Source organism: Urbifossiella limnaea (genome assembly GCF_007747215.1).
In the GTDB taxonomy this organism is placed as follows: Bacteria; Planctomycetota; Planctomycetia; order Gemmatales; family Gemmataceae; genus Urbifossiella; species Urbifossiella limnaea.
Genome location: NZ_CP036273.1, coordinates 2,413,125 through 2,424,310, shown reverse-complemented (window position 1 = coordinate 2,424,310; position 11,186 = coordinate 2,413,125). Strand labels below are relative to the sequence as shown.

Here is an 11,186-nt window from a genome sequence, read left to right as displayed (position 1 = left end):
CAGAAAGCCCACCCGTTGCAACGGGTGGGCTTATTGACACCTCACTTCTTCTTCTTCGGCGCCGCTAGCGGCGCCCCGTTCGGGTCGATCGGTCCGACCGCGACGATCGTCAGCCCCCGCGGGTCGAGGTGCCGGCGGGCCACGTCCTGCACGTCGGCCGCGGTGACCGCCTCAACCTCCTTGCGGTACTTGTCCAGGAAGTCGAAGCCGAGGCCGAGTTGTTCCGCGCTCAGCAACTGCCCCGCGACGCCGGACAGCGTGCCGAAGCGGAACGGCAGGCTGCCCAGCAGGTACTTCTTGGCGTCGTCTACCTCCTGGGCCGTCGGCGGCTCGTCGCGGATGCGGGTGATCTCCTTCACGAAGCTGTCGCGGACGAGGACGAACTTGTCGGGGAAGGTGCCGATGTAGCCGGTGAACGTCCCCGGCTGATTCCCCGCCGAGCCGGCGATGCTCGCGTTCACCGTGTAGGCCAGCCCCTGCCGGTCGCGCAGCGTGCTGGAGAGGCGGTCGGTGAAGCCCGGCCCGACGCCGAGGACGTTGTCCATCACCAGCAGCTTGTAGTAGTCCGGGTGCTGCCGGGTCACGCCGAGGTGGCCGACGTAGACGTGAACCTGCGCCGCCGACTTGTCCGACACGATCCTCTCCGTCACGGCCGTACCCTTCGCCGGGGCCGCAGCGTCAGCGGGGACCAGGTCCACCTTCTTCCAGTCTTTCGTGAGCGCCTCGACACGCTTCGCCATCTCGTCGGCCTTGAAGTCGCCGGCGACCACGACGACCGTCGCGTTGGGGGCGAACGTAGTGGCGTGGAACGCCTTCACGTCGGCCTGCGTCAGCTTGCCGACGGTCGCCTTGGTGCCGAGGCCGGGCCGGCCGTAGGGGTGGTCGGCGTAGACGAGCTTGTTGAACAGCTGCCGAGCCTTCACCTTCGGCTGCGTCTCGCTGTCGGCGATGGTGGAGAGCTGGTTCTCCTTCTGCCGGTCGAAGGCGTCCTGCGGGAAGGTCGGCTTCGTGAGGCACTCGAACATCAGCTTCAGGCCGAGGTCGGCGTCGGGGGCCAGCATCCTCAGCGAGGCGCCGTCGGAGCCGAAGCTGAGGCTGCCGCCGGTGTCGGCGATCAGCGTGGCGATCTGCTCGCCGGTGCGGGCCGCGGCCCCCTCTTCGAGCAGGTCGCCGACCAGCGTGGCGATGCCCGCCTTGTCGGCCGGCTCGCGGAGCGTCACGTCCTTCACCGCGGCGCGGGCCACCACGATCGGCAGCCGGTGATCCTCCATCAGAATCAGCGTCAGCCCGTTCGGCAGGACGGTCTTCTTCGCCGCGGTCAGCGTGAAGCCGCCGCCGCCGGGCGCCTCCTGGCGGGCGTGACGGCCGGTCGTGGGCCGAGCCGCGGGGGCGGAACCGGCCTTGCCGTCGGCCGGCGGCACCGACCACACGATCGAGGCGTTGGCGCGGGCGAAGTACTTCGCCGCGACTTTCTGAATATCGGCGGGGGTGAGGGCCGCGACGCGGTTCAGGTACGTCTGGTAGAAGGCGACGGCGTCGCCACCGTCGGTGTAGACGCTGGCGCGGGCGAGGGTGTCGGCGAGGTTGTGGACGCTCTCCCGGCCGAACACGAAGCCGGCCAGAATCTTCCGCCGCGCCCGGCTCAGCTCGGCGTCCGACACCGGCTCCTTCGCCAGCTTCTCCAGTTCGGCGAACACCAGTGCCTCGGTCTTGGCGCGGGCCTTGCCTTGGAGCAGCTCGACGTTCACGGCGAACCACCCGGGCAGCTTGCCGGTGTAGTTGCCGGTGTCCACCTCGGCGGCGACGCGTTCGTCCTCGACAAGCCTCTTGTACAGCCGGCTCGTCTTCCCGTCGGACAGCACCCGGCTGATCACGTCGAGGGCCGCGTCGTCGGCGTCGTGGACGGTCGTCGTGTTGTACCCCATCAGCAGCCTGGGCACGTCGAACTTGGACGGGAACTCGACCCGTGCCGGTTCGGTGCGTGCGGGCCGCGCCACGGCCGGCTTGCGGGCCGGTAGGTCTTGCCGCGGGATGGTGCCAAACAGCTCGCGGACCAGCGGCTCGGCCTTCGCCGGGTCGAACCCGCCGACGATGACGAGGCTGGCGTTGTTCGGGTGGTACCACTTGTCGTAGTGCCGCTTGATGATCTCCGCGGTCGCCCCGCGGACGTGCGCCTCGGTGCCGATGACGGGGTGGTGGTACGGCGAGCCGACCGGGAACAGCAGCGCCAGGATGCGCTTGAACTCGATGCCCCATGGGCTGTCCTCGCCCTGGGCCAGCTCGGCGACCACCGCCCCCTTCTCCTGCGCGAACTCGTGCTTCTCGTCGATGCGGGTGTTCCGCATCCGGTCGGCCTCGATCCGCAGCGCGATCTCCCACCGGTCGGCGGCGAAGTCGAAGTGGTAGACCGTCATGTCCTCCGACGTGTAAGCGTTGTTCGCGCCGCCGTTCCGCTGTGTGGCGCGGTCCACGTCGCCTGGGACGAGCTTGTCGGTCCCCTTGAACAGCAGGTGTTCGAGGTAGTGCGACAGGCCCGTCTGGTCGGGCTCCTCGTCGGCGCTGCCGACGCGGTAGGCCACCATCGTGGTGACGAGCGGCGAGTTGGCGATGGGGTACAGGTACACGCGCAGCCCGTTCGGCAGCGTGACGGTGCGGGCGCCGCCGAGCATGGCCGCGGCGGTGCGGGCGAGCGCCGCGTCGGCCGCGGCGCGGCTCGGCGGCACGGACGCCGGGGGGTCGGCGGCGGTGGCGGGTGAACTCAGGAGCGCGGCCGCGACGGCGGCGGCGAACAGGCGGAGCGACATGCGGCAGCCTTCCCTTCCTGGAGAGGTGGGTGGTGGGAAGTAGTGTAGGCAAGGAGCGGAACCCGGGGACGGCCGTCCCCGGGCTCTCAGACGTCGCCGCGGAGGATGACGATGTCGGCCAGCACGTTCGCCAGCCGGTCGGGGTTCACGGGCTTCACGAGGTGCAGGTCGAACCCTGCGGCCGCAGTCCGTTCGCGGGCCTCGTCGCCGCTGAGCGCCGTCAGGGCGACCAGCGGCAGCGAACGGCCCCAATCGGTTGCCCGAAGTCGGCGGCCGAGTTCGTCGCCGGGCATGCCTGGCATCGACAGGTCGAGGATGACCGCGTCCGGGCGAAACTCCTCGGCCGCCTCCAGTGCGCTGGCGCCGTCGTAGCATACGCGCGAGAGGTAGCCGTAGAGTTCGAGCAGAACGCCGAGCGTGTCGGCAGCGTCGCGATTGTCGTCCACGCAGAGGACGCGCAGGATCGGCTCGGAGGTGATCATTAGCGGCTCCCCGTGTGTGAGGAACCGCAACGTTCGTGCCGTCGGTGGTAATCGTGCCCCACCCTACGTGCTGAGGCGGGTGGGGTTATGCCGTCAACTCAATTTCACGCCCAGGTCGCGGAGCTGGCGGGCGTCCACGGCGGCGGGGGCGCCGGTCATCAGGTCGCGGGCCTTCTGGTTCTTCGGGAAGGCGATCACGTCGCGGATGTTCGTCGTCCCCGCCAGGATCATGCACCACCGGTCCAGGCCCAGGGCGATGCCGCCGTGCGGCGGGGCGCCGCTCTGGAGCGCGTCCAGCAGGAAGCCGAACCGCTTCTTCGCCTCGTCCAACTCCATGCCGAGCAGCTTGAACACGGTGTTCTGCACGTCCTGCCGGTGAATCCGGATGCTGCCGCCGCCGACCTCGTAGCCGTTCAGCACCAGGTCGTAGGCCTTCGCCCGCACCTTGCCGGGGTCGCTCTCCAGGAACGGCACGTCCTCGTCCATCGGGCCGGTGAACGGGTGGTGGATCGCCGCCCAGCGCTTCTCCTCGTCGTCCCAGCCGAACATCGGGAAGTCGGTCACCCACAGCAGGTTGAAGTGCTCCGGCCGCATGGCGAACGGCTTCGCCGCCCGCTTCTCCTTCTTCGCCGCCGCGCCCTCGGTCGCGTCCCACGCCGCCTTCTCCTCCCACCAGTTGACGTACAGCTTGAGCGCCGAACCCAGGTGCGACCGCAGCGCACCCAGGGCGTTGGCGGTGAGCTCGGCCTTGTCGGCGACGAACAACAGCAGGTCGCCCGGCTGCACGCCGAGCTTCTCCTTCAGCTTCGCCTTCACCGCGTCGGGGAAGAACTTCTCGATGCTGCCGGTGAGCTTGTCGCCCTCGGCCTTCATCCACGCCAGCCCCTTCGCCTTGTACACCTCCACGAGCTTCGGCAGTTCGCCGCCCGGCTTCAGCTGGCTGTTGCTGAACCTGTCGGCGGCGCCCTTCGCGTTGATGCCGCGGACCACGCCGCCGGCCGCCAGCACGCTCTTGAAGACCGTGAACTCGCTCTCCGCGGCAATGTCCGAAACGTCCACGATTTCCAGGCCGAATCGCAGGTCCGGCTTGTCGGAGCCGTAGCGGAGCACGGCGTCGGCGTACTTCAGCCGCGGGAACGGCGTCGGCACCGTGATGCCGTGGCACTTTTGCAGCATGTCCGCGGCCAGGCCTTCCATCAGGCCGAGCACGTTGTCGATCTCGACGAAGCTCATCTCCACGTCGAGCTGGGTGAACTCGGGCTGCCGGTCGGCCCGCAGGTCTTCGTCGCGGAGGCAGCGGGCGATCTGGAAGTACTTGTCGTACCCCGAGATCATCAGCAACTGCTTGTACAGCTGCGGCGACTGCGGCAGGGCGAAGAACTCGCCGTTGAAGACGCGGCTCGGCACGAGGTAGTCGCGGGCGCCTTCGGGCGTGCTCTTGCCCAGCAGCGGCGTCTCCAGTTCCAGGAAGCCGCGCTCGTCCATGTAGTCGCGGATCGCCTTGTTCATGCGGTGCCGCAGCGTCAGCACCCCCTGGATGCTGCGGCGGCGCAGGTCGAGGTAGCGGTACTGCAACCGCAGGTCTTCGTTGGCCGGCTCCTCGTCGGGGAACTCGGTGACGCTGAACGGCAGCGGCGGGCAGGCGTTCAGCACCGTCAGCGCCTTCGCCTCGACCTCGATCCTGCCGGTGGCCACGTCGGTGCGATCCTTCCCCGCGACGCGGGCGCGGACCACGCCCGTGACGGAGAGCACCCACTCGCGGCCCATCTTGTCGGCGGTGGCGAACAACTCGGCGTTGTCGGCCTCGAACACGATCTGCGTGAGGCCGTAGCGGTCGCGCAGGTCGACGAACACCTGGTTGCCGAACTTGCGGGAGATGAGCACCCAGCCGTTCAGGGTGACGGTCTGCCCGACATGCGAGTCGCGCAGTTCGCCGCAGGTGTGGGTCCGCTGCCACTCGGCCATGAGACTGCCTCTTGGGAAATGGGCGTAGTATATGCCCGGCACGATTCCCGACTCAGGGGGCCGTCATGCTCCGGGCCTTGTGCGTGCTGGCGGCGACCGCCCTGTCGGCCGGCGTGGGGGCGACCCCGCTTCCGGACGTGGACCCCATCCTGGCCGGCACGAAGTGGGTTGGGACGCTGTCGCAGCGCGGGTCGTTCCGCGGCGGCGCCCCCGCCCCGCCGGCGTTCCAGGCCGTGCTCACGGTGACACGCCGACACGGCGACCGGTTCGAGGCCGAGCTCGACGAGGTGGCCGGGCCAATCCGCGTCACGTACGTGGTGAAGGGCGTCGTGACGCCGGCGCCGGTCGGGCAGGGGCACGCGGTCCGCTTCCGGTCGGTGGGGACGACGCTCGCGCAGTCCACCGTGCCGGTGCTGGACGTGCCCTACGACGGCGTGCTACGGGGGCGGAGCTTGCGGGGGACGTGGAAGGCGCCCGGGAACGGTGGGACAAATGTGGAGGGCGACTTCGCACTGGAAATGGGACGGTAGCGGACGCTCACCCGAACAGCAGCAGCACGTTCCACGGCGGCGTCTTCTCGAACTCGGTGCCGATCTCGAAGTGTTCCGGGTGTTTGCGGCAGCTGCGGACGATGAGCGTCACGAACCCCACCGTGTCGGGGGCGTTCACCGCCTTCACTTGCAGCGTACTGCCCGGCGGGACCGCCGCCTGCATCACGATCTTCAGACCGCCCGTCGAACGGTCTACGACGTAGGCGTCGTTCACGGCGTTCCGAAGGCTCGACGACGACACCAGCACCTGCACCGGCGAGCCCTCGCGGCGGACCGCGCCGCGGCGGTCGGCGTACGACTGCTCGGGCGGTGCCCACGCCTCGGCCTTCTCGGCGGTCGGCGGGGCGGCCGTCGGCACCAGCCGGCTCGGGTCGATCACCCGGCGCCGTCGGGCCTGCTGCACGGCCAGGAAAACGAGCACCAGAACCGCGACCGTCCCCCCGACCGCAGCCGGCAGGTTTTCCCGCACCGTCGTCATCAACAGGTCGAGCGTCATCGGGGCACCCTGTTCCGCCGCGCGGCACCACGTTGAACAGTAGCACACGGTTACGGCGGGGGCGGAAAAACGGGTCACGCCGGCCCGTCCACCCGGGCCAGGAGCTCGCGGACCTGCTCGTCGCTCCACACCCCGTCGCTACTCCCGAGCGGCGGCCGCGGCATCCCCACGTCGAGCCCGTACTTCAGCCGCATCCCCGCCCGCAGGAACGACCACACGCCGCCGGCCAGGGCGTCGGCGATGGCCGACTGGAACCGCAGCATGAACGCCCGCCCGGCGGCCACGTCGCCGCCCTCGGTGGCGGCGCGGGCGGCGGCGCAGCTCGGCCCCCACAGGTTGTAGAACGTGCCGATCGCACCGCACGCCCCACTCAGTACGGCGTGACACATCACCTCGTCGGCCCCGCTGAACAGCCGCAGCCGGTCGCCGGCGACGCCGCGGATCAGGCCGAACGGGAACAAGTCGTGGTCGGTGATCTTCATCCCGGCGACGGTCGGGATGTCCAGCAGTCGGGCGGCGACATCACGCGGGCCGAGGCTCGACTGGTTGACGCCGCTCAGGTGGTAAGCGAACAGCGGCAGCGGTGTCGCGGCCCCGAGCCGGCGGTAGAACCCGAACGCGACCTCGGCCGGATGCTTGTAGTAGATCGGCCCCACCGCCGAGACGGCGTCCGCCCCCAGCCCCGCGGCGTGCTCGGCCAGCTCGACGGCGTCCGCCGTGCTGACGGCGCCGACGTGAACCATCACGGGGATGCGTCCCGCGGCCGCCTTCACGACGGTTGCGGCGATCTCCTTCCGCTCCGCCACGCTGAACAGCGGCCAGCCGCCGGTCGAGCCGACGAGATAAATGCCGCCGAGTTGCTGGCGGGCGAACAGATCGACGAGCGTTTCGCAGGCGGGCAAGTTGGCCCGACCGTCGGACGTGGTGGGTGTGAGCATAGCCGGCCAGATGCCGGCGAACGGCGGGGGCATGGGAGGGCTCCACATCAGGTGTGAAGCTGTCTTACAGGCTCGAAGCCCACCCGCGGCATCGGGTGGCTCACTACTCGTGCCCCTCGCCGCCTTCGCGCCGCTCGTGCGCTTCCTCTCGCTTCTCGACCAGCGCTTTGCGCAGGGGCCGGATGTTGAACACGTCCTTAGGGTAGTGCGTGTCCGTCTTGTAGTTGTCTGCGATGGCCACCCCGGCCGACGGGTCCGGGCTCGGGGCCAGGAACACCCGCCCCGGCCGGTGGCCGAAGCCGACGAAGTCCAGCCCGAAGGTGCCGTCGCCCGGCGCGCCCGCGGTGCTGCCGATCCCCTTCGCCAGCGGCCGGTTGTTGTGGAACAGGCTGCCGCCGCCGATATACCCACCGCTCTCGTGGCTCGTCACGCCGGGGATGGCCCACGGGGCGACGCAGTTCGAGTTGCCGGCCCGTTCCAGCGTGTTCGGCGGGGGGACACGCGGCAACGGCGTCCGCTCGACGACGCGCGGCTCGCGGTGCGGCGGGTGGTCCGGGAGTGCGGCGCACGACGCCAGGAACACACACGCCGCGGGGACGGTCTGGAGCGCGAGCCGCATAGACGGACCCTCCGCAGGCGCCGGGGTTACCAAGCTTCTATCGGCAGTACGATCCCCCGCGGTGTGCCGAATCTGCCGGAACCGCCGACCCGAACCCCGGTCCGCGGCGTCTCGTAGAATGAAAACACCCCCCCGCCCGGGACCGTCGGCCATGAAGTCCGCGCTGAAGTACCTCCTGCCGATCGCGCTACTGATGGGGATCGTGTTCGCGGTCACCGTGTTCTCGTGGCACAAGCCCCCCGAGGAGCCGGACAAGAAGGACGAGCAACTCGTCCCGACCACGCGGGCGCTCGAGTACTTCACCACCACCCGGAAGTGGGAACTGGGCGACGGCACGCTTCTGCCGGACAACACGACCAGCCTCCAGGACGTGGCGTTCACCGGGTATTATGAGGCCGGCGAGGTCACGAACGCGACGCAGTTCTGGTTCCGCAACCGGCACCCCGGGCCGGTCACGCTGAAGCTCGCAGGCGTGAACTGCGGGTCGTGCAGCGGGGCGCGGGTCGCCGTCATCCCGCCGTCGGCCGCGGAAGTGCTCTACCGCATGGCGGGCTTCTCGGTCCTGCCGTTCGGCCCCGTCGCGGCTTGCCCCACCGGCATGGCCGGGGCCGGCACCGTCTTCAGCAACGAACTGAAATGGGAGGCGCACACCTTCCTCGAAGGCAACGTCAGTTACACCATCCCGCCGCCGGCGACCGGCAGCCCGTGGGCCATGCCGCTGGGGATTCTCGAACTCAACTTCAAGGTGAAGCCGAACCCACGCGTCCCGCTGAGCGCGCGGTTCGCCACGTTCGACGAGGCCGGCCAGCCGCTCCAGCCGGACGACCTGTTCTCCATCTTCTACGCCCAGTCGCAGCCGGCCGAGGTGGATAAATCCGCGATCGACGCCGGGGAGTTGGCCGATAACACCCAGGGCCGGACGCATGTGGTCACGGTGTACTCGTCGACCCGCGGGCCGGGCGAACTGCCGGGGCTGACCGCCCGGGTGATCAACCCGGGCGGCGCGCCGCCGGGGCCGTTCGTGACGACCGGCCCGCCGGAGCCGGTGCCGCACGCCGAACTGGCGGCGCTGGCCGCCGACTACACCGCCCGCGCCAAGCAGCCGGTGCGGGTGCGGTCGGCGTACCGCATCCCGGTCACAGTCGTCGGCCGGGTCGGCGACGCTCGTCCGGACATCGGCCGGCTCGAGCGCGAGGTGTGGATCGACACGGGCGTGCCCGGGGCCGATCCACGGAAGATTAGCGTGAAGGCCGCGGTGACCGGACCGGTCACGATCGCCGGCGGGGCGACCGAACTGAACCTCGGATCGTTCAAGCACCAGGGCGGCGCCGCCGAGACGGTGCTGCTGAGCACCGACCAGCCCGACGCGCCGCTGGTAGTCGTGCCCGGAACGACCCAGCCGGACTTCCTCGACGTGTCGCTGAAGAAGCTGCCGGAAGGCGGCGGCCGCGGCCAGTGGCAGTTGACGGTGCGGGTGCCGGCGAACCGGGTGCAGGGGGAGCTGACCGACGGGCTGGTGGTGCTGGAGCTGAAGGGGCCGAACCCGCAGCGCATCCGCATCCCGGTCCGCGGTCGCGGGGTGTTGTAGGCGGGCGAGCCCCGCGGGCAGGACGCAAGGGGGACGGCGATGCTCCAGCGGAACGGCACACGGCTCGTCGGCCTTCTGGCGCTAGCCGCCCTCGTCGTCGGACTCGTTTACGACGCCGTCGCGCAGCCGCCGCCCGCGCCCCCGCCGCCGGAATCGGGCGCGTGGCCGAGCGTCGGCGGCACGAAGGTCTTTTCGACCTGGCCCGCGGGCCGCCCCGAAGCAGCGCTGATCCTGTCCGGCCAGACGTTCGGATTTCTCAGCCCGTGCGGGTGCAGCCGCCCGCAGACCGGCGGCCTCGAACGCCGGGCCAACCTCGTCTCGCGCCTCAAGGCCAAGGGCTGGCCCGTCGCCGGCGTCGACCTCGGCGACTTCTACCCCACCAAGTCCGCGGTGAAGGAGCAGGGGCTCCTGAAGTACGTCACCGGCATGAACGCCCTCCGCGAGATGGGGTACCTCGCCGTCGGCGTCGGCAAGAGCGAGTTCGACGGCGACCTGCTCCAGGTGGTGGCCGGGTACGCGCTGCAGAAGGAGCGGGCGCCGTTCAGCCTGGGCGGGAACATCGCCGGGAAGGCCGGCGAGACCGTGATCCCGCGCGAGCAGTACTTCCCGCCGGCGCCGGACGGCAAGCGGCCGCTCGTGGGCCTGACCGAAGTCGCGGACATCGGCGGCGTGCCCGTCGGCGTGGTCGGTGTCGTCGGGCCGAGTGTGGCGAAGGCCGTCGAGGGCTCGGCCACTGGCTTCGGGTTCCTCGGCAATAAGGACGTTCTCGACGCCGCGGTCAAGGAGTTGGCGGCACACCCGAAGCGGCCGAAACTCAACGTCCTGCTCTACCAGGGGACCGCGGACGAGGCCCGCAAGGTGATCGCCGATCGGCCCGAATTCCAGGTGGTGCTCTGCCAGGCCGACGACCCCGAGCCGCCGCAGTACCCGGAAACGATCGGCAAGACGCTGCTCGTACAGGTCGGGCACAAGGGCCGCTACGTCGGGGCGCTCGGCGTCTTCCGCAAGGCCGACGGATCGTTCGACCTCCAGTACCAGCTCGTGCCGCTGGGCGAGGAGTTCCTCACGCCCGAGGGCGACGAGGCGGCGAAGGGGAACACCGTGCTCGGGCTGCTGGAGGACTACACGAAGCAGGTGAAGGAGCGGAACTTCCTGGCGAAGGTGGCCCGCACGCCGCACTCGGCGCAACTCCAGAAGCCGGAGCTGAACCTGAGCTTCGTCGGCAGCGAGCGCTGCCTCGGGTGCCACGCCGGCGAATTCGCCAAGTGGAAGGACAGCAAGCACGGCCACGCCTACGAGGCGCTCGAGGTGTACGCCAAGCGACCGGGCAACCGCCAGTTCGACCCCGAGTGCATCGTCTGCCACACCGTCGGGTACGGGGTGAAGACCGGCTTCGAGAGCACGGAAAAGACGCCGGCGCTCAAGGACGTGGGCTGTGAGAGCTGTCACGGCCCCGGCAGCGGGCACATGAGCGCCCCGCGCGACGCCGACCTGCTGAAGCTGCTGTCGCCGTGGAAGCTGACGCCGACGGACCGGCTGCCGGACGTGGCGACGTTCGAGCGGATCGCCAAGGCGCCGGTCGGCGGCCCCGGCGGGCTGACGGACCTGCCGGCCGCGCAGCAACGGATCGTGAACGCGGTGTCGGCGGCGTGTACGAAGTGCCACGACGGCGAGAACGACCCGCACTTCGACCTGGCGAAGTACTGGCCGAAGGTGGTCCACGGGGCGGGGAAGAAGTGAGGC

Annotated in this window: 9 protein-coding genes; 3 read left to right on the top strand and 6 right to left on the bottom strand. The window is 70.1% G+C overall.

The window, feature by feature from the left end; translation table 11 throughout:
* Nucleotides 1–41 precede the first annotated feature (41 nt).
* From ETAA1_RS09625 to aspS, 3 genes are all read right to left on the bottom strand, one after another.
* On the bottom strand, nucleotides 42–2,804 hold the full coding sequence (locus tag ETAA1_RS09625) for a M16 family metallopeptidase (RefSeq protein WP_145236880.1): 2,763 nt from the start codon (nucleotides 2,802–2,804) through the stop codon (nucleotides 42–44).
* Between the two features lie 86 nt (nucleotides 2,805–2,890).
* Complete coding sequence (locus ETAA1_RS09620) at nucleotides 2,891–3,286, bottom strand: response regulator (protein WP_145236876.1); 396 nt, start codon at nucleotides 3,284–3,286, stop codon at nucleotides 2,891–2,893.
* Nucleotides 3,287–3,379: 93 nt separating this feature from the next.
* On the bottom strand, nucleotides 3,380–5,251 hold the full coding sequence (gene aspS, locus ETAA1_RS09615) for an aspartate--tRNA ligase (RefSeq protein ID WP_145236873.1): 1,872 nt from the start codon (nucleotides 5,249–5,251) through the stop codon (nucleotides 3,380–3,382).
* Nucleotides 5,252–5,316: 65 nt separating this feature from the next.
* On the opposite strand from aspS, the gene ETAA1_RS09610 reads away from it, so the two are divergent.
* Entirely contained in the window at nucleotides 5,317–5,781 is a 465-nt protein-coding gene (locus tag ETAA1_RS09610; RefSeq protein ID WP_145236870.1) for a hypothetical protein, read from the top strand.
* Between the two features lie 7 nt (nucleotides 5,782–5,788).
* On the opposite strand, the gene ETAA1_RS09605 is transcribed toward ETAA1_RS09610, so the two are convergent.
* The 3 genes from ETAA1_RS09605 to ETAA1_RS09595 all read right to left on the bottom strand — a co-directional run bounded on the left by ETAA1_RS09605 (nucleotide 5,789) and on the right by ETAA1_RS09595 (nucleotide 7,855).
* On the bottom strand, nucleotides 5,789–6,298 hold the full coding sequence (locus tag ETAA1_RS09605; RefSeq protein ID WP_145236867.1) for a PilZ domain-containing protein: 510 nt from the start codon (nucleotides 6,296–6,298) through the stop codon (nucleotides 5,789–5,791).
* 74 nt (nucleotides 6,299–6,372) lie between these two features.
* Nucleotides 6,373–7,269 (bottom strand): dihydrodipicolinate synthase family protein, encoded by an 897-nt coding sequence (locus ETAA1_RS09600; RefSeq protein ID WP_202920797.1) that lies wholly within the window; start codon nucleotides 7,267–7,269, stop codon nucleotides 6,373–6,375.
* A 70-nt stretch (nucleotides 7,270–7,339) separates the two neighbouring features.
* Nucleotides 7,340–7,855, bottom strand: a complete 516-nt coding sequence (locus ETAA1_RS09595) for a hypothetical protein (RefSeq protein ID WP_145236861.1) — start codon at nucleotides 7,853–7,855, stop codon at nucleotides 7,340–7,342.
* A gap of 151 nt (nucleotides 7,856–8,006) precedes the next feature.
* Here ETAA1_RS09595 and ETAA1_RS09590 point away from each other — a divergent pair, with 151 nt between their 5' ends.
* On the top strand, nucleotides 8,007–9,443 hold the full coding sequence (locus ETAA1_RS09590) for a hypothetical protein (protein ID WP_145236858.1): 1,437 nt from the start codon (nucleotides 8,007–8,009) through the stop codon (nucleotides 9,441–9,443).
* A 39-nt stretch (nucleotides 9,444–9,482) separates the two neighbouring features.
* Complete coding sequence (locus ETAA1_RS09585; RefSeq protein WP_145236855.1) at nucleotides 9,483–11,183, top strand: cytochrome c family protein; 1,701 nt, start codon at nucleotides 9,483–9,485, stop codon at nucleotides 11,181–11,183.
* Nucleotides 11,184–11,186 lie beyond the last annotated feature (3 nt).

Excerpts from the sequence above, each read along its gene's own strand:
- ETAA1_RS09625 (WP_145236880.1), bottom strand. The coding sequence starts at position 2,804 with ATGTCGCTCCGCCTGTTCGCCGCCGCCGTCGCGGCCGCGCTCCTGAGT.
- ETAA1_RS09620 (WP_145236876.1), bottom strand. The coding sequence starts at position 3,286 with ATGATCACCTCCGAGCCGATCCTGCGCGTCCTCTGCGTGGACGACAAT.
- aspS (WP_145236873.1), bottom strand. The coding sequence starts at position 5,251 with ATGGCCGAGTGGCAGCGGACCCACACCTGCGGCGAACTGCGCGACTCG.
- ETAA1_RS09610 (WP_145236870.1), top strand. The coding sequence starts at position 5,317 with ATGCTCCGGGCCTTGTGCGTGCTGGCGGCGACCGCCCTGTCGGCCGGC.
- ETAA1_RS09605 (WP_145236867.1), bottom strand. The coding sequence starts at position 6,298 with ATGACGCTCGACCTGTTGATGACGACGGTGCGGGAAAACCTGCCGGCT.
- ETAA1_RS09600 (WP_202920797.1), bottom strand. The coding sequence starts at position 7,269 with ATGCCCCCGCCGTTCGCCGGCATCTGGCCGGCTATGCTCACACCCACC.
- ETAA1_RS09595 (WP_145236861.1), bottom strand. The coding sequence starts at position 7,855 with ATGCGGCTCGCGCTCCAGACCGTCCCCGCGGCGTGTGTGTTCCTGGCG.
- ETAA1_RS09590 (WP_145236858.1), top strand. The coding sequence starts at position 8,007 with ATGAAGTCCGCGCTGAAGTACCTCCTGCCGATCGCGCTACTGATGGGG.
- ETAA1_RS09585 (WP_145236855.1), top strand. The coding sequence starts at position 9,483 with ATGCTCCAGCGGAACGGCACACGGCTCGTCGGCCTTCTGGCGCTAGCC.